Below are 26,103 nucleotides of genomic sequence, written 5' to 3'. Positions count from 1 at the left end.
GTCGACCAAACCGGTTGGTTGGTCGCCCATAGCCTCGCCAAGAGCTTTGGTCGCCGCGTCGTGGTGCGTGACGTCTCGATTGCGGTGCGGCGTGGCGAGGCCGTTGGCCTGCTTGGTCCCAACGGCGCCGGCAAGACCACGGTTTTCACCATGATCATGGGGTTGGTCAAACCCGATGGCGGGGACATCCGGCTCGATGGCAATGCCATCACCCATCTGCCGCTGTTTCAGCGCGGGCGGCTGGGCATGGGCTATCTGCCGCAGGAACCCTCGATCTTTCGTGGCCTGACCGTCACCGGCAACATCATGGCGGTGCTGGAAAACCACGTGAAGGGCAAGGCCGAACGCAAGGCACGACTGGAATCGCTGCTCGAGGAATTCTCCATCGCCCATCTGGCCAAATCCAACGCGCTGGCGCTGTCGGGGGGCGAACGCCGGCGCGTCGAGATCGCCCGCGCCCTGGCGGCGGATCCGGTGTTCATGCTGCTGGATGAGCCGTTTGCCGGCGTCGACCCCATCGCCGTCAACGAGGTCAAGGGGTTGGTCAAGCAACTGACCAGGCGCGGCATCGGCGTGCTGATCACCGACCATGCGGTGCGCGAAACGCTGGGGCTGGTCGATCGCGCCTATGTCATCCATGGCGGCAAGGTGATGATCCAGGGTCGCCCCGAAACCATCAGCGCCGACCCGGATGCACGCCGGGTCTATCTCGGGGAAAGCTTCGCGCTTTAGCACGCCCATTTGACCAGCCAAACCGGCAGGTCCCGCTAACGCAATTGCTGTTCACGCCGACCTTGGCACGAAACTTGCCCAGCGCTCCGAAATGCGGCATGGTCCGCGCGGGAAACGGCCATTATCGGCCCGATTTGGCTGCAAGGGACTGTTTGGATGGCACTTTCGCCGCGTCTGGAATTTCGGCAGGCGCAAAGCCTGACGCTGACGCCGCAACTGATGCAGTCGATCCGGCTGCTGCAGTTGAGTCATCTCGAGCTCAATGAATTCGTCGATGCCGAATTGCTGCGCAATCCATTGCTGGAGCGCGAGGACGGCGGCACCGAAAATAGCGACGGCGAGCCGCCCGAGCAGATCGAACGCTCGACCGAAATCAGCGCCTATGAGGACACTGTGGATCGCGGCGAGCGCATCCAGGACGCCGATTCGATCGCCGATGGCTATGACACGGCGGTCGACAATGTGTTTCCCGACCAGGGTGCCCAGGACCAGTTGAACCCGACCAGCCGGCTGGATCGCAATGGCGCCAGCGAGAGCGGCGAAGCCCCCGATATCGACCAGTTCGTGGCTGCGCGGCCGCGGTTGAGCGACCATCTGGAAGCCCAGACCAATATGATCCTGCGCGTCCCGGCCGACCGCATGATTGCCCGGCACCTGATCGACAATCTCAATGAGGCCGGCTATCTCGCGGTCGAATTGCAGACCATTGCCGATCTGCTGGGCGCCGAAATCGGCGATGTCGAGGCGGTTCTGGAAGCAGTGCAGGGCTGTGATCCGGTGGGCGTTTTCGCCCGCTCGGTGGCGGAATGCCTGGCACTGCAACTGCGCGAGCGCGACCGGCTCGACCCGATGATGCTGGCGCTGCTCGACAACCTGGAACTGCTGGCCGAGCACAATATCGCGGCGCTGATGAAGATCGTTGGCTGCGATCGCGAAGATATCGCCGATATGCTGGCCGAGATTCGCCAACTCGACCCCAAGCCCGGCCGCGCCTTCGATGCGGGGCCGGTCGAGGCGGTGGTGCCCGATGTGTTCGTGCGACCGGGCCCCGATGGCGCCTGGCAAATCGAGCTCAACACCGAAGTATTGCCGCGCGTGCTCGTCAACCGGGTCTATTATGCCACCGTAACCAAGAAGGCACGCGGCAGTGTCGACAAATCCTTCCTCAGCGATTGCCTCGCCACTGCCAACTGGCTGACCAAGAGCCTCGATCAGCGGGCCCAGACCATCATCAAAGTAGCAGCGGAGATCGTGCGCCAGCAGGATGGCTTTCTGACCCACGGCATTGCCCACCTGCGCCCAATGACGCTCAAAATGGTGGCCGAAACCATTGAGATGCACGAGTCCACGGTGAGTCGGGTCACGACCAATAAGTACATTTCAACGCCGCGTGGCCTGTTTGAGATGAAGTATTTTTTCACCACGGCCATCGCGTCCAGCGATGGTGGGGTGGAACATTCTGCTGAAGCGGTTCGCCACCGCATCCGACAGCTTATCGACGCCGAGGCCGCCAGCGACGTGCTTTCCGATGACACCATTGCTGCGGTGCTGAAGCGGGAGCAGGGTATCGATGTGGCGCGGCGCACGGTGGCCAAGTATCGGGAGGGCATGAACATCCCCTCCTCGGTGATCCGCCGGCGACAGAAGAAAAACCTGGAGAATACCGTGTGAGTCGCGCCAGCGCGGGAGCTTGGCAGGATGTCGCAACCAGCGCGGATGGGAAGGCTAAGGCCGTTCTATGGCAAAGTCACCTTATGAATCGAACCCGGGCGGGGAGTTGCGCATTGCCCCTGAACCGGAAGCAGGTCTAGCATTGACGGCGTGCGGCCTCCATATCTCAATGGTAGCTGGCGCAACGTGATCCCGAAGGCGGGAACCGACTTTCGGGCAAGCAAAACGTCGGCAACGACGATAACGAAAGAGAGGGAGCCATGACCTTACGTATCTCCGGCAAGAATATGGATGTGGGTGATGCCCTGCGCAGCAAGGCACAGGATCACTTCAGCACCGTAGTCGGGAAGTATTTCGATGGCGGCTATGACGGACACCTCACCCTGACCCCGGACGGGATCGGCTTTCGGGCCGATTGCGTGGTCCACCTGGACAGCGGCGCCACCCTGCAGGCCAGCGCGGCGGGCGGCGATGCCACCTCGGCCTATGAAGTGATGGCCCTCAATATCGAAAAGCGCCTGCGGCGCTATAACCGCAAGCTGAAGTCGCATCGCAAGGGGCCCAACGGCAGCGGTGAGGACACGCTGGCCCAATACACCGTGCTCGGCTCAGCCGACGATTTTGACGAAGTCGATGAGGATTACGCACCTCCGGTGATTGCCGAGACCACGAAGAACCTGCGCTCAATGAGCGTTGGAGAAGCGGTAATGGAGCTTGATCTTGCCCAGTCCGGAGTGGTGGTATTCCGCCATGCTGGACATGGAGGCCTCAATGTGGTTTATCGCCGCTCCGACGGCAATATTGGCTGGATCGATCCAGCTCTCGGGGCAAATTGAACGACCCCGCTGCTACATTCTAAGCGAACAAGATCCTAGGGCTTATTAATGGAATTGGCCGATATCCTGGCTGAGCGCGCTGTGCTTACTTGCACGGGCGTGAAGACAAAACGCCAGTTGTTTGAAGAACTTGCCGAGAGGGCCGCAGAAGTGACGGGGCGCGAAAGCGCCGAAATCCTCGAAGCTATCTCCAACCGCGAAGAGCTTGGCTCGACGGGCCTGGGCAATGGCATTGCCATTCCGCATGGCAAGATTGCCGGGCTTGGGCATGTGTATGCAGTGTTTGCGCGGCTCGACCAGCCGATCGAATTTGATTCGGTCGACGACCTGCCGGTCGATATCGTGATGATGCTGCTGGCACCGGCTGGCGCCGGGGCGGACCATCTCAAGGCATTGTCGCGCGTGGCGCGGCTATTGCGGACCGAGGCGGTGGTGGACGACCTGCGGCGTCTGGATGATCCCTTGCGCCTGCGGGCTGTGCTGACCGCACCTATCGCGACCAATTACGCGGCCTGACCGCGCTCAAAACGAAAACCCTCGGGCACGCCCGAGGGTTTTTTATCGGGCCCGGTTCGACACGGCTCAGTGCAGCGTCGCTACGCCCAGATTCTTGTCGCTCAGCCAATCATTGACCGATTCGGCCGTATCGGTGACCAGGAGCGGGGTGCCGTCAGCGGACATGACCAACTGGTAAATCTCGTTGGGCTCGAAGTCCGCATCTTCGATAATGGCGGCGAGCAGAAAACCGATAACGGGCCGGACATAGGCCACAGCATCGCCACCAAGCGCGGCAAACTGTTCGCGCGTCAAGGATTTCAGGGGATGGATGGGAACTCCGGTATCGGCCTGTTCATTGCGTTTTTCGTACATTTGTCGGCCCTTTCCTCAAACTGAGCGAATTTCTATGGTGCGGGCGATCTTGGGCGCTTGGGGGCGCTCTAGAGCAACAACGAGCATTCCATGGCTTAAAGTTGCATCTTTGACGATCATTCCTTCCGCAAGCAGGAAAGCGCGCTGGAACTGTCGGGCGGCAATGCCGCGATGCAGGAATTCCCGACCCGGCTCTTCTTTCTGTTTGCCGCGCACGACGACCTGATTGTCCTCTGCAACAACTTCGAGTTCGTTAATGGAGAACCCGGCAACAGCGATGGAGACGAGGAAGCGCTCGGTGCCATCGGCACTTAGCGAGCGTTCGATATTATAGGGCGGATAGCCGTCGGCCGATTTGGTCAGCCGATCAACACGTTCTTCAAACGCATCGAAGCCCAATAGAAACGGGGCGGAGAACACAGAAATACGCGACATCAACAGCGTCCTTGGTAGCAAGCAACGGCTGGGCAGGACCCTATTGGAGTGGCATCCGGCGCCCGACAAAGATATGGGACAAGGGACCGGCCTGTTCAAGTCCGGCATGTTTCTGGCGCGCTCCTGCCGTCGATCCGAACGGGTAATGAACGATGATAGACAAGACTTTTGCGGTGATCATGCCCGCCTGGAAGGCCGAGGCGACCATCGGCACCACCGTCCGCAGCGTATTGGCGCAGACCTATCCGCATTGGCAGCTGGTGCTGATCTCCGACGATGGCGCCGATTATCTGGCCGTGCTAGCCGAGATGGGGATTACCGATCCACGCATCAAGCAATTGTCGAGCGGCAAGATCGGCGGCGGCGCCTCGAATGCCCGCAATGTGGCGCTGGAGCAGCTCGACACCGATTATGCGGCCATCCTGGATGCCGATGACCGGCTGAAGCCGCTAAAGCTGGAACTGGCGCTGGCGGCGCTGGACGAGCACGCTATTGTCAGCACGGCACTGGATGTGATGGACGAGCAATTTGCCCATTTGCGCTACGTGGCAGAAGGCCCGGACCGCGTGCTGACGCCCGGGACGCACAAATGGGTCAATCTCTCGATGGATTCGATGATCGTCTGGGACCGGCGCCGGGCCGATGGACGCTATGACGTCACCATGAGCAATATGACCGACTTGGAATTCCTGCTGCAGCTCTACCGGACGGCGCCGACGTCGATGCATCTTGGCGCGCCGCTGCACGATTACGTCAAACGGGCGTCCTCGATGAGCAATGGCCCCAAGGTGGCGGCCGGGATGATCGCCTCCAAGACCACGATCCTGGAAAGGCTGCGGTCCGGCTATTACCCGCTGGCCGACGCGGCGGGGAGCGAGGGGGTAGCGGCGTTTCTCGACATTTCGCTCAAGGCCGAGGCGCTCTATGAAGCGGCGCTGGCAGCACAGCCGGGCCTGCTGTTCGAGGACCATCTGGAGCCGATGCTGGCAGCGGCCGGCCGCTGATCAGCTGAGCAGGATGGCGATGATGTCTTCATGGATGGCGCGCCATTCCACATCGTTGAACTGATAGAATCCGAAGCCGCGCAGCACGAAGGCCCCCTCGGTCGCCAGTAGCGCCAGGCGCGCCTTGCGGCCAGGCTCTCCCGCCAGATCCAGTCGCTCGAACAGCGACTGGTAATAGGCGCGGGTTTCCTGCTGGAAGTTGGGTGAGCGCACAAAACTGGCCATCAAGGCGATGGCGCGGGCATGAGTGGCCTCATCCTCCTGGCTGCTGGCCACGACATGGGCCAGGAAGTGCACATTGGGGCCAGCCTCGGCCGTGGCCAGGAATTGCTCGATCACGGCATCATACGAAGATGTGACCCGGCGCATCATAGCGTCGATCAGCGCGTCCTTGGTGGCAAAGGCATAGAGCACCCCGCCCTTGCTGACCCCGGCTTCCTTGGCCACGGCGTCCATGGTCAGGCCATTGGCGCCTTCGCGCAGCACCACCCGTTCGGCAGCATCCAGCAGGTCTCCGCGATCAATTGTCTGACGCCGGCCCATATCTACCCCTTTTCAAACCGTCCGGACGGATATATATCCCACCCTCCTTTAACGCAAGAGCGTAGTAACAGACGCAAGAGGTCTTTGATGTCATCCCCCCGCAACCGCTGGCTGGTCCTGCTCGCTGTCATGATGGCCTTTATGCCCATCGTGGTCGACATGACGATCCTGCACATCGCTGTGCCCTCACTGACGCTGGCGCTTGGCGCCACGGGCACGGAGATCTTGTGGATCATCGATATCTACCCGCTGATGATGGCGGGCCTGCTGGTGCCCATGGGCACCCTAGCTGACAAGGTTGGCCACCGCCGCATGCTGCTGACCGGCCTCGTCATTTTCCTCCTCGCGTCGGTCGCCGCGGCTTTCTCCACCAGCGCAGCCATGCTGATCGGAGCCCGCGTCGTCCTGGCGCTGGGTGCCTCGATGGTGATGCCGTCGATTCTGGCGACCATTCGCCAGACTTTCGAGGATAGCCGCGAGCGCGCGATTGCACTGGGCCTATGGGGCACCATTGGTTCGGCCGGCGCGGCGCTAGGCCCCTTGGCCGGTGGCATCCTGCTGGAACATTTCTGGTGGGGCTCGGTCTTCCTCGTCAACGTACCGATCATGCTGGCGGTCTGGCCGCTGGTCTATTTCACCGTGCCGCGCCGTGCGCCGGCCGGCGGCGGCAACTGGACTATCGGGCAGGCGCTGATCCTCATCGCCGGACTGATCGCGACCGTCTATGCCGTCAAATCCGGCTTCAAGAGCGGCAGCTCGCTGGTGGTCACCGGCACCACTCTGGTGGCCGGCCTCGGCCTGCTCGCCTATTTCGCCCGCCTGCAATTGCGCTCGGCCTCGCCCATGCTCGATCTCAGCCTGTTTGCGCGGCCGGCGATCAGCATGGGCATGGTGATCGCGCTGGTCGTCTCGGGCTCGCTGGCCGGGGTCGAGCTCACCATCGCGCAGGAATTGCAGTTCGTCGTCGGCAAATCGCCGCTCGAGGCGGGCCTGTTCATGATGCCGCTGGTCATCGCCTCGGCGCTGGGCGGACCGCTGGCGGGGTATCTTACCAATGCCCTGGGCCTGCGCACCGTGGCAGTCATGTCGCTGGTCGTTGCGGCAGCAAGCCTCGGCGGACTGGGCCTGGCCGACTTCCACGATCCCGGCTTTGGTGTCGTCGCCCTGATGGTTGCCCTGGGCTTTTCGCTCAGCATCGGGCTGACCGCGTCCTCGATCGCCATTATGGGCGCCGCGCCCCTGGAAAAGGCGGGCGCCGCGGGATCACTCGAGGCCACCGGCTACGAGCTGGGTGCGGGCCTGGGGATCACCTTCTTTGGTGTGTTACTAACCGCCAGCTACAGCGCTGGGATGTTGCTGCCGCCTGGCCTCGCCGTGCCGGCGGGAGCGGGCGATTCCATCGGCGAGACCATGCTGGCCGCCAGCCAATTGGGCGGTGCCGAGGGCGCCGCGCTGGAAGCGGCCGCGCGCGTGGCGTTTTCGGGCGCCCATGGCACGGTGCTACTGACGGCGGCGAGCCTGATTGCGGTGCTGTCGGTGGTGGTTCTGGTGGCCCTGCGCCATTATCGTGAACCCGAAGGGGCAATTGCGCCCCAACACTGACCGGCGGGGCTTGCCATGGCCCCGCTTTCCCCCTATAGACGCCACTTCTCCGGACCGCCCGGCCAACAGGCATGCCGTGGCGGTCTTTGAAAGCGATAGGCCCTAACAAGCCCATCTAGAACACCAAGGACCCGCTAAATGCCCAAGATGAAGACGAAATCTGGCGCGAAAAAGCGTTTCAGTTTCACTGCGACCGGTCGAGTCAAAGCTGGTGTCGCCGGCAAGCGCCACCGTTTGATCAACCACAACGCCAAGTACATTCGCACCAATCGCGGGACCAAGATCCTGCAAAAGGGTGATGAAGGCCTGGTCAAGTGGTACATGCCGTACAACCGCTAAGTGCGCTGAAAGGAACCTGACATATGTCACGCGTTAAAAGAGGCGTAACCAACCACGCCCGTCACAAAAAAGTTTTGAAGGCTGCCGAGGGCTATTATGGCCGTCGCAAGTCTACGATCCGTATCGCCAAGCAGGCCGTCGAAAAGGCCGGCCAGTACGCGTATCGCGATCGTCGCGTCAAGAAGCGCAACTTCCGTGCCCTGTGGATCCAGCGTATCAACGCCGCCGTGCGTGATTACGGACTGACCTATGGCCGATTTATCGACGGCCTCAGCAAGGCTGAGATTGCCGTTGACCGCAAGGTGCTGTCCGATCTCGCGATCACCCAGCCCGAAGCGTTCGGCGTTCTGGTCGAAAAGGCCAAGGCCGCTCTCGCGTATCTGGAAGGTGTGGAAGCTACCACCCACAGCCGCGTGACCGCTGCCTAATCTTCAGCTCCGCTGAGGTCAAAATTGACGCCTTGCGCCGCCCCTTGGGGCTGGCGCAGGGCGTTTTGTTTTGGTCTATAGCACCAGCGTTTTCCTGAGACCTCATGGTGAGCCTGTCGAACCAGGAGGTCGGTCACACCGGCCCTGCCACGCCCTCGCCCCTGGGCAAGTGCAGGATGCCGTCACTAGAGAGTTTTTCGATGTCGCTCGAACAGCAGATCTCCACCCTTCGCGCCGAGCTCTCGGCCGCCATTGCCGCCGCTGCCGATGAAGCCGGGCTGGACGCCGTGCGCGTCGCCGCCCTGGGCAAGAAGGGCAGCGTTTCGGCACTGCTGGCCTCGCTGGGCAGCATGGCGCCGGAAGAGCGCAAGAGCGCCGGCCCCGCGATCAACGGGCTCAAGAGCGAAATTGCCGGGCTGATCGAAGCGGCCAGCACCGTGCTCAAGGCCAAGGCGCTCGACGCGCGGCTGGCCGCCGAGACCGTCGACATCACCCTGCCACTGCAACCGGCGCCAACGGCGCGCGGCCGTGTCCACCCGATCAGCCAGACCATTGACGAGATCACCGCGATCTTTTCGGATATGGGCTTCTCGATCGCCGAAGGGCCCGATATCGAGACCGACTATTTCAACTTCACTGCGCTGAATTTCCCCGAAGGCCATCCGGCCCGGGAAATGCACGACACCTTCTTCATGAAGCCGGGCCCGGACGGGGTCAAAAAACTGCTGCGCACCCACACCTCGCCGGTGCAGATGCGCGTCATGCAGCGCGGCAATGAAAAGCCGGCCGCCAGCTACATTACCCCGCGCATGGATCCGCCGATCCGCGTGGTCATGCCCGGCCGCACCTATCGCAATGACAGCGACCAGACCCACACCCCAATGTTCCATCAGGTCGAAGGGCTGGTGATCGACAAGTCCAGCCATATCGGCCAGCTTCGCTGGGTGCTGGAGGAATTCCTCAAGGCCTATTTCGAGGTGCCCAACGTCACCCTGCGCTTCCGCCCAAGCTTCTTCCCGTTCACCGAGCCGTCGATGGAAGTCGACGTGCAATGCGACCGTTCGGGTTCGGAAGTCAAAATCGGCGAAGGCAATGACTGGCTGGAAATCCTGGGCTGCGGCATGGTGCATCCCAATGTCATCCGCAATGCCGGGCTGGACCCCGACGTGTATCAGGGCTTTGCCTGGGGCATGGGGATCGACCGCATCGCCATGCTGAAATATGGCATGCCGGACCTGCGGGCATTCTTCGACGCCGACCAGCGCTGGCTCGACCATTACGGCTTCCGCCCGCTCGACCTGCCGACGCTGTTCGGGGGGCTTTCGAGCTAAGGCATGAGCAAGCTCCCGCCCCAATATGCCAATGCCAACCAGTTCAGTTTCGGCGACTCGCCGGAGCTGGCGGATGAATTGCTGGCGCTGGTGCTGGCAGGCAAGAAGACCGCGACCTGCGGGGCGCTGCGCGATTATCAGGCGGGCAAGGAAGCCATGCCGGTGGTCGGGCGGCGCGACGTGGTGCTCAATGGCGCCGGCGAGCCGGCGGCGGCGATCGAGACGCTGTCGCTGGAAACCAGGCGCTTCGAGGATGTCGATGTGGCGTTTGCCGAGGCGGAGGGCGAAGGGCCCTATGCCAAGTGGCGCGCTGAGCACGAGGCCTATTTCGAGCGCAATGGCGGCTATTCGCCCGACATGGAGCTGGTCTGCGAGCGGTTCCGCCTGGTCGAAGTGCTGCCGGCGGGACGGGCGGTTTATAACCGGGTGGCCAGCCCGATCTTTGTGGTCACCGATATCGAGGCCGATGGGCCGACGCCGCTGCATTCCTCGATGCTGAGCTTTGCCTCGGTCGCCATCGATGCCGATGGCAAGAGCTATGGCGAGTTCGAGGCTGTGCTGACGCCACGGGCCGACCGCAAGCCCGATGCGACGACCATGGCCTGGTGGGCGAGCCAGCCCGAGGCCTGGGACTATGCGACCAAGGGGGCCGAGGCGCCCGAAATCGTCATGCCGCGCTTTGCCGACTGGGTCGATGCCCTGCCGGGTCCAAAGGTCTTTGCAGCAGCGCCGATGATGTTCGACGGGCTGTGGATGGACCATTATCTCGACGAATATGCCGGCACGCGCGTGCTCGGCGGGCCGTTCAAGACGCGGCAGATTTTCCGCGGTGGCGGGGTCTGCCTCTATACGATGGCGGGGACGCTGCGCGGCGCACCCTATCTCGACTGGGGCATGAGCAAGCTGCCGGCCGAGTTCTACGGCCATATTCCCCATACCCACCGCGCTATCGACGATGCCCGTGGCTTTGCCCAGGTGCTGGTCGAATTGTTCAAACTTTCTCGTGCGTTGCCTGCCATCACCGGCTCCGCCAGCGACTTCCGTTAAAGGCCAGAAACATGAAATTCACCCTCGATTGGCTCCAGGACCATTTGGACACCGACGCTTCGGCTGACGAAATCGGCAAGACGCTGACCCTGGTCGGACTTGAGCTGGAAAGCATGGAAGACCAGGGCAAGGCGCTCTCTGCCTTTGTCACGGCCCATATCGTTTCGGCCGAGCAGCATCCCAATGCTGACAAGCTGCGGGTCTGCAAGGTGGATGCCGGGACGGGCGAACTGATCGACGTGGTCTGCGGCGCGCCCAATGCGCGGACCGGGCTCAAATCGGTGTTCGCCTTCCCCGGCACCTATATTCCGGGCAAGGACATGACCATCGGCAAGGGCAATATCCGCGGCCAGGTTTCCAATGGCATGCTGTGTTCCAATGCCGAGCTGGAGCTCAGCGAGGATCACGACGGGATCATCGAGCTGCCGGAAGATACCCCGGTGGGGATGAAATATGTCGACTATGCCGGGATCAATGGCGTGGTGTTCGATATCTCGATCACCCCCAATCGTGGCGATGCGACAGGCGTCTATGGCATCGCCCGCGACCTGGCGGCGTTTGGCCTCGGCACGCTCAAATCAACCGACATGTCGCCGGTGCCGTCCAAGGGGCCCAGCCCGATTGCCCCGCTGCCACAGCTGTTTTCGGGCGACGAGCCCAAGACCATCCGCAAGTTCGGCGGGCGCTATATCAAGGGCGTCAAGAACGGCCCATCCCCGGCCTGGCTGCAGCAGCGGCTGCGCGCCGTGGGGCTGCGGCCGATCAATGCGATTGTCGACATCACCAATCTGGTGTCGCTCGGCTGGGGCCGCCCGCTCCATGCCTATGACGCCGACAAGATCGTTGGCCAGCCGGTGCTGCGCAATGCACGGGCGGGCGAAACCCTCGATGCGCTTGATAACAAGGTCTATCCGCTCGACGAGACCATGACCGTCATCGCCGACGATCAGGGTCCGCTCTGCCTCGGTGGCATCATGGGCGGCCTCCGCTCGGGTTCGACCGATGAGACGGTCAATGTGTTCATGGAATGCGCCAGCTGGGATCCCGAGCTGGTGGCCCGCACCGGCCGCAAGACGGGCATTGTTTCGGATGCCCGCTATCGTCTCGAACGCAATGTCGATCCGGCGCTGACCGAGCCCGGACTGGAATTGGCAACGCGGCTGGTCATGGAACTCTGCGGCGGCGAGCCGATGGAGCCGGCGATTTCGGGCGAAGACGTTTTCGCCAATAGTGTCGTCGAATTCCCGCTGGCCGAAGTGCGGCGCCTGACCGGGCTCAGCGTCGAGCCGATGATCGTCACCGCAATTCTCAGCCGCCTCGGTTTCGAAATGAGTGGCAAGGGCGAGACCCTGACCGTCAAGGTGCCGAGCTGGCGCCCGGACGTGACGCAGAAGGCCGACCTCGTCGAAGAGGTCATGCGCATGGTGGGCGTGGACAATATCCCGGTCGAGCCACTGCCGCGCCTCAACCATGTGGCGCAGCGCATGCTGACCACGATCCAGAATCGCCGCCGCATTGCCCGCCGGGCGCTGGCCGCGCGCGGGCTGGACGAGGCCGTGACCTGGAGCTTCATTTCCCATGAGGAAGCCAGCCGCTTTGGTGGCGGGCAGGAAACACTGCAGCTGGCCAATGCCATTGCTTCGGACATGACCGATATGCGGCCATCGCTGTTGCCCGGCCTGCTCGCGGCCGTGCGCCGCAATGGCAATCGCGGCAGCAATGACCTGGCGCTATTCGAGGTGGGCCAGGTGTTCCTGTCCGATGCGCCCGAAGGTCAGCATACCTATGCCAGCGGCGTGCGCAGCGGCACCGCCAGGCTCGATGGCTCGGGCCGGCACTGGTCGGGCAAGGCCGAAGCGGTTGGCGTATTCGATGCCAAGGCGGATCTGGCCGCAGTGCTCGACGCGCTGGGCATCGATATCGAAAAGGTGCAGGTGCTGGCCGAGCCGCCGGCCTGGAGCCATCCCGGCCGGGGCGGCCGCATTGCGCTGGGCCCCAAGGTGACGCTGGGCTGGTTCGGCGAACTGCATCCGGCCTGGATCGATGCACTCGATCTGACCGGCCCGGTTGCTGCCTTCGAGATCGATCTCGATGCGTTGCCCGAGCCGCGCAAGAAGGCGACCAAGACCAAGCCGGCGCTAGACCTGTCGCCATTGATGCCGCTGAGCCGTGATTTTGCCTTTGTCGTCGACAAGGCCGTGACGGCCGGGGCCATCCTGCGGGCGGCGCGCGGGGCCGACAAGGCGCTGATCCGCGACGTCAATGTGTTCGACGTTTTCGAAGGCGCCCATGTGGGCGAGGGCAAGAAGTCCGTCGCCATCGAAGTGACGCTGCAGCCGATGGAAAAGACCCTCACCGACGAGGAGATCGACAAGGTCTCGGCGGCGATTGTCGGGGCCGTGACCAAGGCCAGCGGCGGCGTGCTGCGGACTTAGGCACTTAGGGCTCAATCGCTCCACGAGCATCGGACGGCACCTCCCCCTCGAGGGGGAGGTTGGGAGGGGGTGGTGAGAGCCATCCGTGCCAAACGCCTCCCACCCTTGATCCCTCCCCGCAAGGGGGAGGGTGTCGACTGGCGGGGCGGCGCTCGAACGCATCGCAGGCGCTGAGCAGGCAATTGAACTTGCCTTCGCGGCGCGGCGCCGGTCTTATCCGGCCATGAATGAAACCACCCGATTCCCTGATGTGATGTTGCTGGCGGCGGGCCTGGGCACGCGGTTGCGGCCGCTGACCGGGACGCTGCCCAAGCCGCTGGTGCCGGTAGCCGGTGTGCCGCTGATCGAGCGGATCATGGCCAATGCGCGGAATGAAGGCGCCAAGCGTTTCATTGCCAATGCCCATTACAGGGCCGAGCAGATCCTGGCGCATTTCGCCGGGGGACTGAAGCTATCGCGCGAGGAAACGCTGCTGGGGACTGGCGGCGGGGTCAAATACGCGCTGCCGATGCTGCATGCCGACCCGTTTTTCGTGATGAATACCGACGCCTTCTGGCCCTCGGGCAGCGACCGGCCGATGGGGCGGATGCTCGACAAGTTTGCCGAGGGTGATGCCGAAATCGTGCTGCTCTGCGTGCATCCCAGCCGGGCCACCGGGTTTGGACGCAGCCATGATTTCTGTCTCGATCCGTTTGGGCGAGTGACGCGCGATTACGGGGCGCCGGTAATTTACGGCGGCGTGGCGCTGCTGGGCAAAGCCCTGTTCGAAGGCACGCCGGAGGGGGCGTTTTCACTCAATGACCTGTTCGAAACGGCGCTGGAGCGCGAGACGCTGATGGGCGTGGCGCTCAATGCACCATGGTTCCATGTGGGCGACCCGACGGCGCTGGCCGAAACCGAACGGCTTCTGGCGCAATGAGCATTTTCAGCATTGCCCCGCATGCCCCGTTCATCGCGACGCTGGCCGACAAGGTGCTGGATGGTTCGCTCTTGGCCGGGTGGGATCGCAGCAGTCCGTTCTGGCTGAGCGATGTAACCATCGTGCTGCCGACGCGGCGCGCCAAGCTGGCCCTGGCCGAGGCGTTCCTCAAACGCCAGTCCGGGCTGTTGCCCGATATTCGCACCTTTGGCGGCGAGGTGGAGGACGAAGAGCCATTCCTGCCGCCATTTGATGCGCCGACGCCGCTGCCGACCACCAGTGCGCTGGAGCGGCGGCTGGTGCTGTCGCGGCTGGTGGCTGGCTGGGCCGATTCGCCGGATGGACGGCTGGCCTTTGCGAGCCCGCCGACCGCCGGCGAAATCCTTTCCATGGCCGAATCGCTGGGCCAGCTGATCGACGACCTGCTGACTGAAGAACGCGGCGCCGCCGATATCCGCGCCATCGTGCCGCTGCTGGAGGATAATCTGGGGGCCTATTGGCAGCAGACCCTGACCTTTCTCGATATCGCGCTGCAATTCTGGCCGGCCTATCTCGACAGCAAGAACCACGCCGATGCAGCGGGGCTGCGCGGGCAGCGGCTGGACCGCCAGGCGCTGGCGGCGCCGCTGATCTATGGCGACCGCCCGGTGATTGCCGCAGGCTCCACCGGCTCGATCCCGGCGACGGCGCGGCTGCTGAAAGCCATCAATGAATTGCCGCGCGGCGCCGTGGTGCTGCCGGGCTTTGACACTGGCATGAGCGAGGCCGACCACGCGGCGCTGCTGCATGACGCCAACAATCCCCATGGGCACCCGCAATATGGCATGGCCAAGCTGCTGCGCGTGCTGGGCGCTGGCGTGTCATCGGTGACCGAACTGGCGCCGGGTGACAATCTGCGTACCAATCTGGTCAATCGCGCGCTGGCGCTGACCAAGGATACGGCGCTGTGGGCCAGTCAGCGGCTGATGCCACTGGAAGTGGGCGAGGCGACCACCGACCTTTCGGTGATTGCGGCGCGCAATGAGGACGAAGAGGCGCGGGCCATTGCACTGGCAGCGCGCGATGCGCTGGAAAAGGGCAAGACCGTCGGCATTATCACCCCCGACCGCAACCTGGCCCGGCGGATTGCCGCCGAACTCAGGCGGTTCGAGGTGGCGGTCGATGACGCGGCGGGGACACCGCTGTTTCAATCGGCTGCGGGGCGGCTGTCCCGGCAGATCCTGACGCTGGCGGCGGATGGCTGTGCGGCAGTCGACCTGGTGGCGCTGCTGCGCAACCGTTCGGCGGTATTTGGGCTCAGCCGCGCCAGCATTGGCAGCGTAGCCGACGCGATCGAGCTGGGTCTGTTGCGCGGACAGCGTGCCAATCCCGGTATTGCCGGGCTGCGCACGCTGCTGGCGGCCAATATCGAGCGGGTAACCACGCATCCGGCACGGCGGCTATTTCCCAATGATGCCGAGCCGATCGAGGCGCTGCTGGGACGGATCGAAACGGCCATTGGGCCGCTGACGACACTGCTGGCCGAACCACGCATCACCGCCAGCGACTTCGTTGCGGCCCTCCGCGCCGCCTTCGAGGCAGTCGCCGATGGCGCCGAGATTCCCGGGCGGGCGGAACTCGGCGACTGGGCGGCGCAAATGGCTGTCCATGCCGGGGAGGGCCATGCCTTTGCGCCGCTGCAACTTGACAGTGTGCTGGCGGCGCTGATGCAGGGCTTTCAGGTGCGCACGCGCGAAGAGCGGCGCAGCGATGTGGCGATCTGGGGCCAGCTGGAGGCGCGGCTGCAAAGTCCCGACCTGCTGATCCTCGCCGCCGTCAATGAAGACAAATGGCCGGAGCCCGCCGATCCCGGCCCGTGGTTGAGTCGGGGCATGCGCTTGGCCGCCGGGATGCAGCCGCCCGAAAAGCGGCAGGGGCTGGCGGCGCATGACTTTGTGCAGGCGCTGGGCAATGAGGCCGTGATCATCGCCTATGCCGACCGGGTGGGCACCAGCCCGGCTTTACCATCGCGGCTGGTGCAGCGGCTGGAAGCCTTTGCCGGGGCCGATAGCGCCCGGGCCTGGCAGGCGCGCGGCGCGGTGTGGCTGGAGCAGGCCAGGCGGCTCGACGCGGTGACCGATACGGCCCCGGCCAGCCGCCCGGCGCCCAATCCACCGGCAGCGATGCGGCCGCGCACGCTCTCGGTTACCGAGATCGAGACGCTGATGCGCTCGCCCTATGACGTCTATGCCAAGCATGTGCTGGGGCTGCGGCCGCTCGATCCACTGGGCGAAACGCCCGATGCGCGCGAGCGCGGCACCATCGTGCACGATATCTTCGCGCAATTCGTCATCGACAAGCATGACGTGATGGCGCCGGACGCGCTCGAGGTGCTCAAGGCCATCGCGCAGGAGAAGTTTGCCGGGCTCGATTCGATTGGCGAGCGCCGCGATATCTGGCTGCGGCGGTTTGAAACCGCGGCACGGCAATTCCTCGATTTCGAGCGGGAGCGCGAGCATCTGGTGACGACGCGCCATGCCGAAATCGACGGGCGCTGGGAATTGTCGATGGGCTTTACCCTCAAGGGGCGCGCCGACCGGGTCGACCTGATGAATGACGGCACGCTGGAAATCATGGATTTCAAGACGGGCTCGCTCCCCTCGCCGGGCGCGATGAAGGCGTTCGAGGCGCCGCAAATGTTGCTGGAAGCAGAAATGGCCGAGGCCGGCGCCCTGCCCGGCATTGCCCCGGCCCAGACGTCGGCGCTGACCTATATCAAGATCGGGCTGGGGCCGGATGCGTTCAATCCCAAGGCGTTCAGCCCCGCCGATGGCCACGACATCATGAGCGCCGCCGACGAAATCGGGCGGCGCATGCAGGGGCATGTGGACCTGTTCCTCTTCAGGGACACGCCGATGCCGGCGCGGCTGCTGCCGGTCAAGGGACAACGGTTTCCCGGGGCCTATGACCACCTGGCGCGCACCGACGAATGGACTGCGGTCGACGAGGAAGAGGACGAGTTTTGAGCGAGCGCGGCAAACCCCATATCTCGCCCGAAACCAAGGCCAACCAGGCCAAGGCCGCCGATCCGCGCTGGTCGATCTGGGTGTCGGCCAATGCCGGCTCGGGCAAGACCTTCGTGCTGACCCGAAGGGTGCTGCGGCTGTTGCTGACCGGGGTGACGCCGCAATCGATCCTCTGCCTGACCTATACCAAGGCGGCAGCGGCCGAAATGCGCCGCCGCGTGGCCGATGAGCTGGCCAAATGGGCGGTGGCCGAGGACGCGGCGCTGGAAAAGGAACTGCGCGAAATCGAGGGCGCGGCGTTTCACCGTGACCTGATGGGCGTGGCCCGGACACTGTTCGCCAAGGCGCTGGAAACCCCGGGCGGGCTCAAGATCGTCACCATCCACGCCTTCTGCGAATCGGTGCTGCACCGGTTCCCGCTGGAGGCCGGGGTGCCGTTCGATTTCAAGGTGATCGAGGAAGACGAGCGGGCCGGCATGGTGCTGGCAGCGCGTGAGGCGGTGCTGGCACAGGGGCTGCGCGGCGAAGGCGTGGCACCAGCGGTCGAGACGCTGTTCGGCATGCTCAGCGATTTCCAGATCACCGAGGCGATCGACATCGCCTTGAGCGACGGACGCAAGCTCAAGACGGTGTTGGCCGATATTGACGGCGCCAAGGCCAATCTTCGCCGCATGGTGGGCGCGGGCACGGAGAGTTCGGCTGAGCTGGCGCGGATGCTGGTAGGCGCCAGTCTCCTCAAACCGCTGGATATCCACGAGGCGGTGCAGATTTTCGACGGCGACCCCAGCGGTAGCCGGCGGTTCATCGACCTGCTGGCGCGGCTTGATCCCGAGCATCTGGACGCCACCAAGCTGCGGGCGGCGTTTTTTACGGACAAGGGCAAGCGTTCGCTGCTCACCGCCAAGCAACAGGCGGCCTATCCCCATATCCTGGCGCGGCTGGAGGCGGAGCAGGACCGTATCGCGGGCCTTGTGGACGCCATGGGCAAGGCGCAACTGGTGGAACGCAGCGAGGCGCTGCTCGACGTGGTGGCGGCGATTGTCGCCCGCTATGAGCGGCAGAAGCGCGGGCGCTCGCTGCTGGACTTTGATGATCTGGTGGAGCGGCTGGGCGATCTGTTCGCCGATCGCTCGCTGGGGCCGTGGGTGCAATACAAGCTCGATGCGGCTATCGACCATATTCTGGTCGATGAGAGCCAGGACACCAATCCCGAGCAATGGCGGGTGGTGCGGGCCATTGCCGACGAGTTCTTCACCGGCGCCGGGGCAGTGACGCGGCCGCGCTCGCTGTTTGCGGTGGGGGACCAGAAGCAGTCGATCTATTCGTTCCAGGGGGCGGAGCCGTCGCTGTTCGGGGAAACCGGCAGCCTGTTCCAGCAGCGCGCAAGGGAAGCGGGGGTCAATTTCCAGCCGCTGCCGCTGCGCACCAGTTTCCGCACCCTGCCCGAAATCCTGCAGGCCGTGGACATGGTCAGCGACCAGCCGGGCATTCAGGATGCGCTGCTGGAAAGCGAGAAGGTGCATCACGACACTGCCCGTACCATGAGCGGGGGCAGCGTAACGCTATGGCCGCCGCTACAGCAGGCGTTTTCAGCCAATGCTGCCGATGCCTGGCCAACCGAGCCACAAAGCAATGGCGAGCGTGGGGCACCGCGGCAGGTGGCAGAGCGGATTGCCAAGGAAATTCGTGGCTGGATCGACAAGAAGCGGCCACTCACCGGACGCAATCGGCCGATCCGCGCCGATGACGTGCTGATCCTCGTGCAGTCGCGCGGGGCGGCATTCCAGGAAATCATCCGGGCGCTGCGCATTGAGGGCTTGCCGACGCCGGGCGCCGACCGGCTGGCGGTGACCGGCCATATTGCGGTGATGGACCTGCTGGCGCTGTGCGATGTGCTGCTCAATCCGGCGGACGATCTGCAGCTGGCGGCGCTGCTGCGTTCGCCACTATTTGATATCGACGAGGCCGAATTGCTGGCCTTGGCGCAGCCGCGCAGCAAGGGACAGACGCTGTGGCAGGCGCTGCAGATGGCGGCCAGCGTCAATGGCACCGAGGCCTATGGGCGGCTGGCGCGGTGGCGGAGCGAGCTGGATTTCGAGCGGCCGTTCGAGTTCCTGACCCAGGTGCTCTATGCCGAGGGCGGCTTGCGGCGGTTCCATGCACGGCTGGGCAGCGAAGTCGATGACGTGTTCGCCGAGCTGCTGGAGCTGGCGCTGGCGCATGAGCAGGGCGGACAGCCATCGCTGCAGGGCTTTGTCGCCGAAATGCGCAGGCGCGATGTCTCGATCAAGCGCGAGCTGGCGGAAGCCGGCAGCGGCGTCAGAGTGATGACCGTGCATGGCGCCAAGGGGCTCGAGGCGCCGATCGTCATTCTGGCCGATGCTGCCAGCAAGCCGCAGGGCAACCAGACCAACCGTCCTGTCTATGTGGTGGGCGGCGACGCGCCGATGCTGGTGCATGCTTCCGGTAGCCGCCAGCATGCTGGCGGCAGCTTGCAGATCAAGCAGGGGGTCGAAGCCAACCTGCTCAAGGAATATTGGCGCAAGCTCTATGTGGCGATGACGCGGGCCGAGGACGAACTCTATGTCACCGGGCCGCTGACACCCGGCACCAAGCGCGAAACGCAGCTGGCCGGCAGCTGGTACCAAACCATCGAACTGGCGCTGCGCGATGCCGCCGAGAGCGTCAGCGATGATGCGGGCACCGAAATCGCGCTGGTTTATCCACGCGAGCGAGTAGCGCCACCGGCGGTGACCAGGTTTTCCGGTTCCGCGCCGCCGCCTCCCCTGCCCCTGAGCCTTGCACCGCTGCCACAGCCGCAGGCGATCACCCTGGTGAGCCCGTCATCGGCGCGCAGCCATGTGGCGCCGATGGCAGCGCTCGACAGCCTGGCCGAACGGGTGGGTGACGCCGAGACGGCGCGGCGCGAGGGCATTGCGCTGCATGCGCTGCTGCAGCACCTGGGCAAAGTGGAGCCGGCGCTCTGGGCCGCTGTCGTGCCCAAGGCACTGCTGGCCCTGCTGCCCGACACACCGGAGCGCCATGACGCTTTGGGTGCCAAGGCCATCTCCATCCTGACGCGGCCGGAACTGGCGGCGATCTTCGGGGCCAATAGCCGGCCCGAAATACCGTTCCTCGTGGACGCGCTGCGGGACGGCCAACCGATCCGATTAGCAGGGCGCATCGACCGGCTGGTGATTGACGAGGCCGGGGTAATGGTGGTCGACTACAAGTCCGACGCAGTCGTGCCCGATAGGCCTGATTCCGTGCCGGGAAACTATCTCACCCAACTGGGGCTATATGCATTGGTTGCAGGTCAGCTTTTCCCTGGCAGGACGGTCAGCGCCGCCATTCTCTGGACATCATTGGAATCGTTGACTAATTTGCCGCCCGACGTGCTGGGCGCGGCGACTGCCGGTTTCACCATCCGGTGACTTGGCTTGTACTGGCTATGGACTCACACCAGCTTTCAGAGCAAACAGACCACCGCTTTCAACCCAAAAGGCAATTCTGATGACCACACATGTTTCCGACGCCACTTTCGGCGAGGAAGTCCTCAACTCCAAAGAGCCCGTTCTTGTGGATTTTTGGGCCGAGTGGTGCGGGCCCTGCCGCGCGATCGCTCCGGTGCTCGACGAGCTGTCGACTGAACTGGCCGGCAAGGTCAAGATCGTCAAGCTCAACATCGACGAGAATCCCTCGACCACCGTCAAGTACGGCGTCCGCTCGATCCCGACCATGATCCTGTTCAAGGGCGGCGAAGCTGCCGACATGAAGATCGGCGCCGGGACCCCCAAGGCCGGCCTCAGCAAGTGGCTCGAGAGCCACGCTGCCTGATTGCAGCGCCAGTCCCGGCTGGTCGCAGCCCCAGCACTGAATTTTGACACCGCCGGGCAATCCGGCGGTGTTTTTGTTTGTGGGGCGGGCCCTTGGAGGGAGGAGACGATGCTTTATCGCCCGCACTCACGCCCTGCCCCCAACACGGAGTCATTCCCGCGTAGGCGGGAATCCACTCTTGTTGTGGGAGGTGAGAGAAGAATGGATTCCCGCCTGCGCGGGAATGACCCGGTGAGGGGGGACGGGGGGCCAGTCGGCAGACTGGAAGAACATTCCAATCCCGGCGCAGCCACTACATCTGGTATGCCTTTCCAGGCGCACCGACTCTGTCTAGTCTTCATCGTTGCTTACCGATGGAGACGAGCATGGCCAAGCATGTGACTGATGCCGATTTTACCCCTGAAGTGTTGCAGGCCAACGTGCCGGTACTGGTGGACTTCTGGGCGGAGTGGTGCCCGCCTTGCAAGGCGATGTCGCCGATATTGGATGCGCTTTCGGTGGAGCTGGCCGGCAAGGTCAAGATCGTCAAGCTGGACGTCGACAGCAATCCGGGCATCACCGTGCAATACAATGTGCGGGCCATGCCGACGCTGATCATCTTCAAGGATGGCCAGCCTGTTGATCTCAAGGTGGGCGCCGGACAGTCGCGGGCGCAGCTGGTGAAATGGCTGGAGAGCCACGCGGCCTAGGCCTTGGCTACAATCGATTGCATTGCTGCGATTTCGCCCTGCAGATCGGGCTAACGCCGGGCCTGGACCTCTGGTAAGTCTTTAGAAAACAAGACGGCGGAGGCCAGCATGGCGCAGATCGATCTTTCGGCAGCACCGTTCAACCTGGATGACGAAGCGATGGCCTGGGTCCATGCGACCCGGGACAATCTGAGCCCGCGCGACAAGCTGGCGCAGCTGTTCGTGCTGCTGATGCGCGGTCCGCCCGAAGACGTTCTGGACCAGCTGCGCAGCTTCAAGCCGGGCGGCATTACCCGCATTTTCACGCCCGACCTCGGCGCCGAGATCACGCTGGCCCAAGGCTATGACGATGTCGGACCGGTGCCGATGCTGGTCAGCGCCGATCTCGAAGGCAGTCGCATGAGCCTGCCCTTTGGCACGACGGTGCCGAACCCGCTGGGGCTGGCGGCAGTCGATGACGTTGAAGCCACCACTGCGATTTCCACGATCATGGCCCGCGAGGCCCGCGCCGTAGGGCTGAACTGGAGCTTTACCCCGGTAATCGACATCAATGCTGCGTTCAAGAGCGCCATTGTCGGCACCCGTTCCTATGGCAGCGATGTCGACCGGATCGAGCGGCAGGCGCTCGCCCAGATTGCCGCCTTCCAGGCCAATGGCGTCGCCGCCACGGTCAAGCACTGGCCGGGCGAGGGTTATGACGACCGCGACCAGCATCTGGTGACCACGATCAATCCGCTGAGCCTGGACGAGTGGGAGAGCGGCTTTGGCCGGCTCTATCGCGCGGCCATCAATGCGGGGGTGATGAGCGTGATGTCCGCCCATATCGCCTTCCCGGCCTATATCCTGTCCCAAAACCCCGATGCCGGCGCCGAAGCCTATCGGCCGGCCTCGCTGAGCAAGCTGCTCAATATCGACCTGTTGCGCGAAAAGTTCGGCTTTAACGGGCTCATTGTTTCCGACGCGACGCCGATGGCGGGGCTCGGCGATTTCGGGCCGCGCGACGAGACATTGCCGGAAGTGATCATTTCGGGTTGTGACGTGATCCTGTTCTCGGACGATCCCAATGCCGACCTGATGCGGCTGGTCAAAGCCGTTGCCGATGGCCGCCTGAGCCAGGAGCGGGTGGACGAGGCAGTGACCCGCGTACTGGCGCTGAAGGCCGCCCTGGGGCTGCATAGAAGCCACGCGGCACCAACGCCGGAGGCGGCGCGGGTGCTGGTGGGGACCGAGGAGAGCAGGCGGATTGCCACCGAAGTGACGGCGCGGGTGCCGACACTGGTCAAGGACCTGCCGGGGTTGCTGCCGCTACAGCCGGGGCGCCACAAGCGGGTGCTGGTGTTTTCGGGCGGCATAGTCCTGCCGTTCAGCCCGGAGCCGCTGCCCTTCAGCGTGCCGTTGCGGTTGGAGGAAGAGGGCTTTGTGGTGACGCAGTTCACCCCTGGCATGAGCGTCAGCCCCAAGGATTTTGACCTGGTGCTGTATCTGTTCGGCGAGGAAACGCTGCTGACGCGCAGCCGGATTTTCATCGACTGGATGAAACTGACCGGCGGGCTGTTCGACGCGATGGCGCGTTATTGGCACGATATCCCGACGCTGATGATCTCGTTTGGCTATCCCTATTATCTCTACGATGCGCCGCGCGTACCCACCTATATCAACGCCTATGGCACCAGCGAACCGGTTCAGGCGGCAGTGGTCGACGCGTTGATGGGCAGGACGCCGTTTGTGGGCGTCAGCCCGGTCGACGCATTTTGCGGCAGCGAGCAGGCGAAGTATTGAGAGGCGGGACCACGCGCGGCGCTGGTTGAAGCAGCACTGGCCGTCATCCCGGCGAAAGCCGGGATCCAGTTTCTTTGCACATTCCAAAACTGGACCCCGGCTTTCGCCGGGGTGACGTTGTGGGTGGGAAGGGTCTGGCGCGCCTAAACCGGCGGGGTGCCGTTTTTGTGCAGAACGTCGCCAGCCAGGTAGAGCGAACCGCAGATGACGACACGCGCAGCGGGAATTTCGGCGGCGGCAGCGAGGGCAGAGAGGACGGAGCGCTTGGGACTGGCGGTGAAGCCGGCTTTTTTGGCCTCGGCGGCAATATCGGCGGCCTTATGGGCGTTGGGCTCGCCGGGAATGGTCAGGGTGAAGACCTCCGCCACCTGCCCCGCGAAGGGCATGAAGAAATCGGCGGGCGCGCGGGTGTTCATCATGCCGACGATCAGCACCAGCGGCGCCGGACGGGTCTGGTTCATGGCGACCAGCGCCCGCGACAGGGCGGCGGCGCCATGGGCATTGTGGCCGCCATCGAGCCAGAGTTCGCTGCCGGGCGACAGCATATCGGACAGCTTGCCCTTGAGCGGCGACAGGCGGGCGGGCCAGACCACGGTCTGCAGGCCCCGCTCTATCGCTGCTGTATCGACCGGCAGGCCGAAATGGCGGATTGCGGCAATGGCGACGCCGGCATTGCCGATCTGGTGGGCGCCGATCAGCCGGGGCAGCGGCAAATCGAGCAGGCCGGTTTCGTCCTGATAGACCAGCCGGCCATCCTGGGCATAGGTATCGAAGTCCTGACCGGCCCAGAACGGGGTGACGCCGAGGCGGTGGGCGGCGCGCTCGATGGTGTCGCGGCCATCATCGGCCTGGCGGGCGATCACGGCGGGGGCGCCGCTCTTGAGGATGCCGGCCTTTTCCACGGCGATCTTGCCGATGGTATTGCCGAGGAACTGCTGATGGTCGAGATCGACCGGGGTGATGATGGTGCCGAGGGGATGATCGACCACATTGGTGGTGTCGTAGCTGCCGCCCATGCCGACTTCGAGCAGCAGGTAATCGGCGGGGTTTTCGGCAAACAGCAGCATGGCCGTGGCGGTGGTGACCTCGAAAAAGGTGATCGACTGGCCGGCATTGACGGCTTCGACGCGTTCGAGCGCGGCATTGAGCTGACGGGTGCCGACAAGGGTACCGCCGAGCCGGATGCGCTCGTTGAAATGCACCAGATGGGGAGAAGTATAGACGTGCACGCTCTTGCCTGAAGCTTCGAGCATGGCGCGCAGATAGGCGATCGTCGAGCCCTTGCCATTGGTGCCGGCGACATGGATCACCGGGGGAAGCCGATCCTGCGGGCGGCCGAGCTCTTCAAGCAGGCGCGAGATGCGCTCCAGGCTCAGATCGATCAGCTTGGGATGCAGCCCCGAAAGGCGCTTGAGGATGGCGTCGGTGCGGGACATGGGACGATCCGGAGGAAGGAAGACACTGGGGTAGCGCCAAAACGAACGGCGCTCAACCCGGATGGGTCAAGCGCCGTCACATGGCTTGCGCCGAAGCCCTTGTGGTTATTCAGCGTGCACGGCTTCGGGCGGCTTGCCAGCGATATCGTCATCATCGCCTTCGGCGGCAACGGCCACGTCGCGCATGCTGACGCCGGTGGTGGCGGCGGCGCTGCGGGCCAGTTCGTCCACGGCTTCCGAGCGGGTCAGGATGCCGGCGAGCGAGCCGATGGTGGCGCGCAGGTTGTGGCGGTGCACGACCATGTCGATCATGCCGTGCTCATAGAGATATTCCGAGCGCTGGAAGCCCTTGGGGAGCTTTTCGCGGATGGTCTGCTCGATGATGCGGGCGCCGGCAAAGCCGATACGCGCGCCGGGCTCGGCAATATGGATATCACCCAGCATGGCGTAGGAGGCGGTAACGCCGCCGGTGGTCGGATCGGTGAACACCACGAAGAACGGCAGGCCGGCTTCACGCAGGCGCAGCACGGCAACGGTGGTGCGCGGCATCTGCATCAGTGAGAAGATGCCTTCCTGCATGCGGGCGCCGCCGGAAGCGACGAACAGCACGAAGGGGGTCTTGCGATTGGCTGCGGTTTCCAGCCCGGTGATGATGCCCTGCCCGGCGGCCATGCCGAGCGAGCCGCCGATGAAATCGAAGTCCTGCACCGCGACGGTGGTGTCGCGATTATACAGCTTGCCGGTGGCGACGATGACGGAGTCATCATTGCCGGTCTTGGCGCGGTTTTCCTTGAGGCGGTCGGTATAGCGCTTCTGGTCGCGGAATTTCAGCGGATCGACCGGCACGGCGGGAACCGGCACCAGGTCATACTTGCCCTCGTCGAAGAAATTGGCCAGCCGATCGGATGGCTTGATCTTCATGTGGTAGCCCGAATTGGGCACGACCCACTGATTGGCTTCGAGATCGCGGTAAAACACCATCTCGCCGGATTCCGGGTCCTTGACCCACAGGTTTTCCGGCGTGTCGCGCTTGTTGCCGAGGAACGAGCGGATTTTCGGGCGGACGAAGTTGTCGATCCAGTTCATGTGCGCGTGCCCTGTCTATGTTGGACCTGTTCACGGCTGGAGCGAGCCAGCGTTTCGTCAGGACCTAATCTTGGATTGT

General features: G+C 63.9%; 21 protein-coding genes and 1 pseudogene. 17 read left to right on the top strand and 5 right to left on the bottom strand.

Annotation, left to right across the window (positions count from 1 at the left end; genetic code table 11):
* Positions 1-12 precede the first annotated feature (12 nt).
* The 4 genes and pseudogenes from lptB to BUA69_RS10410 form a co-directional block, all read left to right on the top strand.
* Positions 13-732 (top strand): annotated as a pseudogene (gene lptB / locus BUA69_RS10425) (LPS export ABC transporter ATP-binding protein); the annotation flags it as partial.
* A 156-nt stretch (positions 733-888) separates the two neighbouring features.
* A complete protein-coding gene (rpoN, locus tag BUA69_RS10420) occupies positions 889-2,403 on the top strand; it encodes an RNA polymerase factor sigma-54 (protein ID WP_046137129.1) in 1,515 nt (504 codons plus the stop codon).
* 260 nt (positions 2,404-2,663) lie between these two features.
* On the top strand, positions 2,664-3,239 hold the full coding sequence (locus tag BUA69_RS10415) for a ribosome hibernation promotion factor (RefSeq protein WP_046137130.1): 576 nt from the start codon (positions 2,664-2,666) through the stop codon (positions 3,237-3,239).
* A gap of 48 nt (positions 3,240-3,287) precedes the next feature.
* Positions 3,288-3,755 (top strand): PTS sugar transporter subunit IIA, encoded by a 468-nt coding sequence (locus BUA69_RS10410; RefSeq protein WP_046137131.1) that lies wholly within the window; start codon positions 3,288-3,290, stop codon positions 3,753-3,755.
* 66 nt (positions 3,756-3,821) lie between these two features.
* Here BUA69_RS10410 and BUA69_RS10405 read toward each other — a convergent pair whose 3' ends face one another.
* Both BUA69_RS10405 and BUA69_RS10400 read right to left on the bottom strand, forming a co-directional pair.
* Positions 3,822-4,109 carry a DUF1150 family protein gene (locus BUA69_RS10405; RefSeq protein WP_046137132.1) on the bottom strand — a complete coding sequence of 96 codons (288 nt, stop codon included), beginning with the start codon at positions 4,107-4,109 and terminating at the stop codon, positions 3,822-3,824.
* A gap of 15 nt (positions 4,110-4,124) precedes the next feature.
* Positions 4,125-4,544 (bottom strand): Hsp20 family protein, encoded by a 420-nt coding sequence (locus BUA69_RS10400; protein ID WP_046137133.1) that lies wholly within the window; start codon positions 4,542-4,544, stop codon positions 4,125-4,127.
* 152 nt (positions 4,545-4,696) lie between these two features.
* Between BUA69_RS10400 and BUA69_RS10395 the strand changes: the two genes are divergently transcribed.
* Positions 4,697-5,548: a glycosyltransferase family 2 protein gene (locus BUA69_RS10395; RefSeq protein ID WP_052950791.1), complete on the top strand. Its 852-nt coding sequence runs from the start codon at positions 4,697-4,699 to the stop codon at positions 5,546-5,548.
* On the opposite strand, the gene BUA69_RS10390 is transcribed toward BUA69_RS10395, so the two are convergent.
* Positions 5,549-6,091, bottom strand: coding sequence for a TetR/AcrR family transcriptional regulator (locus tag BUA69_RS10390; RefSeq protein WP_046137134.1), 543 nt, complete (start codon positions 6,089-6,091; stop codon positions 5,549-5,551).
* Here BUA69_RS10390 and BUA69_RS10385 point away from each other — a divergent pair.
* From BUA69_RS10385 to BUA69_RS10325, 12 genes are all read left to right on the top strand, one after another.
* Positions 6,014-7,693 (top strand): MFS transporter, encoded by a 1,680-nt coding sequence (locus BUA69_RS10385; protein ID WP_280174294.1) that lies wholly within the window; start codon positions 6,014-6,016, stop codon positions 7,691-7,693. The two genes, BUA69_RS10390 and BUA69_RS10385, sit on opposite strands and share 78 nt — an antisense overlap.
* Before the next feature lie 138 nt (positions 7,694-7,831).
* Complete coding sequence (gene rpmI, locus BUA69_RS10380; RefSeq protein WP_046137136.1) at positions 7,832-8,032, top strand: 50S ribosomal protein L35; 201 nt, start codon at positions 7,832-7,834, stop codon at positions 8,030-8,032.
* Positions 8,033-8,055: 23 nt separating this feature from the next.
* Entirely contained in the window at positions 8,056-8,460 is a 405-nt protein-coding gene (gene rplT / locus BUA69_RS10375; RefSeq protein ID WP_046137137.1) for a 50S ribosomal protein L20, read from the top strand.
* Between the two features lie 200 nt (positions 8,461-8,660).
* Entirely contained in the window at positions 8,661-9,791 is a 1,131-nt protein-coding gene (gene pheS, locus BUA69_RS10370) for a phenylalanine--tRNA ligase subunit alpha (RefSeq protein ID WP_046137138.1), read from the top strand.
* 3 nt (positions 9,792-9,794) lie between these two features.
* On the top strand, positions 9,795-10,838 hold the full coding sequence (locus BUA69_RS21545) for an ASCH domain-containing protein (RefSeq protein WP_082093996.1): 1,044 nt from the start codon (positions 9,795-9,797) through the stop codon (positions 10,836-10,838).
* Positions 10,839-10,849: 11 nt separating this feature from the next.
* Positions 10,850-13,273 carry a phenylalanine--tRNA ligase subunit beta gene (pheT, locus tag BUA69_RS10355; RefSeq protein ID WP_046137139.1) on the top strand — a complete coding sequence of 808 codons (2,424 nt, stop codon included), beginning with the start codon at positions 10,850-10,852 and terminating at the stop codon, positions 13,271-13,273.
* A 223-nt stretch (positions 13,274-13,496) separates the two neighbouring features.
* The gene (locus BUA69_RS10350; protein ID WP_046137302.1) at positions 13,497-14,192 is read left to right on the top strand and encodes a nucleotidyltransferase family protein; all 696 of its coding nucleotides are present in this window, start codon (positions 13,497-13,499) and stop codon (positions 14,190-14,192) included.
* The gene (addB, locus tag BUA69_RS10345) at positions 14,189-17,197 is read left to right on the top strand and encodes a double-strand break repair protein AddB (RefSeq protein WP_046137140.1); all 3,009 of its coding nucleotides are present in this window, start codon (positions 14,189-14,191) and stop codon (positions 17,195-17,197) included. Before BUA69_RS10350 ends, addB begins: the two co-directional genes overlap by 4 nt.
* A complete protein-coding gene (addA, locus tag BUA69_RS10340; RefSeq protein WP_046137141.1) occupies positions 17,194-20,631 on the top strand; it encodes a double-strand break repair helicase AddA in 3,438 nt (1,145 codons plus the stop codon). Before addB ends, addA begins: the two co-directional genes overlap by 4 nt.
* A gap of 76 nt (positions 20,632-20,707) precedes the next feature.
* Entirely contained in the window at positions 20,708-21,034 is a 327-nt protein-coding gene (gene trxA / locus BUA69_RS10335; RefSeq protein WP_425283972.1) for a thioredoxin, read from the top strand.
* Positions 21,035-21,399: 365 nt separating this feature from the next.
* Complete coding sequence (gene trxA, locus BUA69_RS10330) at positions 21,400-21,723, top strand: thioredoxin (protein WP_046137142.1); 324 nt, start codon at positions 21,400-21,402, stop codon at positions 21,721-21,723.
* Positions 21,724-21,831: 108 nt separating this feature from the next.
* Complete coding sequence (locus BUA69_RS10325) at positions 21,832-23,502, top strand: glycoside hydrolase family 3 protein (RefSeq protein ID WP_046137143.1); 1,671 nt, start codon at positions 21,832-21,834, stop codon at positions 23,500-23,502.
* Between the two features lie 143 nt (positions 23,503-23,645).
* Here the strand turns inward: BUA69_RS10325 and BUA69_RS10320 are convergent, their stop codons facing one another.
* Both BUA69_RS10320 and accD read right to left on the bottom strand, forming a co-directional pair.
* Positions 23,646-24,938, bottom strand: a complete 1,293-nt coding sequence (locus BUA69_RS10320) for a bifunctional folylpolyglutamate synthase/dihydrofolate synthase (RefSeq protein ID WP_046137144.1) — start codon at positions 24,936-24,938, stop codon at positions 23,646-23,648.
* A 105-nt stretch (positions 24,939-25,043) separates the two neighbouring features.
* Entirely contained in the window at positions 25,044-26,024 is a 981-nt protein-coding gene (gene accD / locus BUA69_RS10315) for an acetyl-CoA carboxylase, carboxyltransferase subunit beta (protein ID WP_046137145.1), read from the bottom strand.
* Positions 26,025-26,103: the final 79 nt, after the last annotated feature.

The sequence above is a fragment of the Devosia limi DSM 17137 genome (assembly GCF_900128975.1).
In the GTDB taxonomy this organism is placed as follows: Bacteria; Pseudomonadota; Alphaproteobacteria; order Rhizobiales; family Devosiaceae; genus Devosia; species Devosia limi.
Note: the sequence above shows the minus strand (reverse complement) of the source record. Positions and strands in the feature narration are given on the sequence as shown.

Coding starts and splice junctions, on each gene's coding strand:
- rpoN (WP_046137129.1), top strand. CDS start 889: ATGGCACTTTCGCCGCGTCTGGAATTTCGGCAGGCGCAAAGCCTGACG.
- BUA69_RS10415 (WP_046137130.1), top strand. CDS start 2,664: ATGACCTTACGTATCTCCGGCAAGAATATGGATGTGGGTGATGCCCTG.
- BUA69_RS10410 (WP_046137131.1), top strand. CDS start 3,288: ATGGAATTGGCCGATATCCTGGCTGAGCGCGCTGTGCTTACTTGCACG.
- BUA69_RS10405 (WP_046137132.1), bottom strand. CDS start 4,109: ATGTACGAAAAACGCAATGAACAGGCCGATACCGGAGTTCCCATCCAT.
- BUA69_RS10400 (WP_046137133.1), bottom strand. CDS start 4,544: ATGTCGCGTATTTCTGTGTTCTCCGCCCCGTTTCTATTGGGCTTCGAT.
- BUA69_RS10395 (WP_052950791.1), top strand. CDS start 4,697: ATGATAGACAAGACTTTTGCGGTGATCATGCCCGCCTGGAAGGCCGAG.
- BUA69_RS10390 (WP_046137134.1), bottom strand. CDS start 6,091: ATGGGCCGGCGTCAGACAATTGATCGCGGAGACCTGCTGGATGCTGCC.
- rpmI (WP_046137136.1), top strand. CDS start 7,832: ATGCCCAAGATGAAGACGAAATCTGGCGCGAAAAAGCGTTTCAGTTTC.
- rplT (WP_046137137.1), top strand. CDS start 8,056: ATGTCACGCGTTAAAAGAGGCGTAACCAACCACGCCCGTCACAAAAAA.
- pheS (WP_046137138.1), top strand. CDS start 8,661: ATGTCGCTCGAACAGCAGATCTCCACCCTTCGCGCCGAGCTCTCGGCC.
- BUA69_RS21545 (WP_082093996.1), top strand. CDS start 9,795: ATGAGCAAGCTCCCGCCCCAATATGCCAATGCCAACCAGTTCAGTTTC.
- pheT (WP_046137139.1), top strand. CDS start 10,850: ATGAAATTCACCCTCGATTGGCTCCAGGACCATTTGGACACCGACGCT.
- BUA69_RS10350 (WP_046137302.1), top strand. CDS start 13,497: ATGAATGAAACCACCCGATTCCCTGATGTGATGTTGCTGGCGGCGGGC.
- addB (WP_046137140.1), top strand. CDS start 14,189: ATGAGCATTTTCAGCATTGCCCCGCATGCCCCGTTCATCGCGACGCTG.
- trxA (WP_046137142.1), top strand. CDS start 21,400: ATGGCCAAGCATGTGACTGATGCCGATTTTACCCCTGAAGTGTTGCAG.
- BUA69_RS10325 (WP_046137143.1), top strand. CDS start 21,832: ATGGCGCAGATCGATCTTTCGGCAGCACCGTTCAACCTGGATGACGAA.
- BUA69_RS10320 (WP_046137144.1), bottom strand. CDS start 24,938: ATGTCCCGCACCGACGCCATCCTCAAGCGCCTTTCGGGGCTGCATCCC.
- accD (WP_046137145.1), bottom strand. CDS start 26,024: ATGAACTGGATCGACAACTTCGTCCGCCCGAAAATCCGCTCGTTCCTC.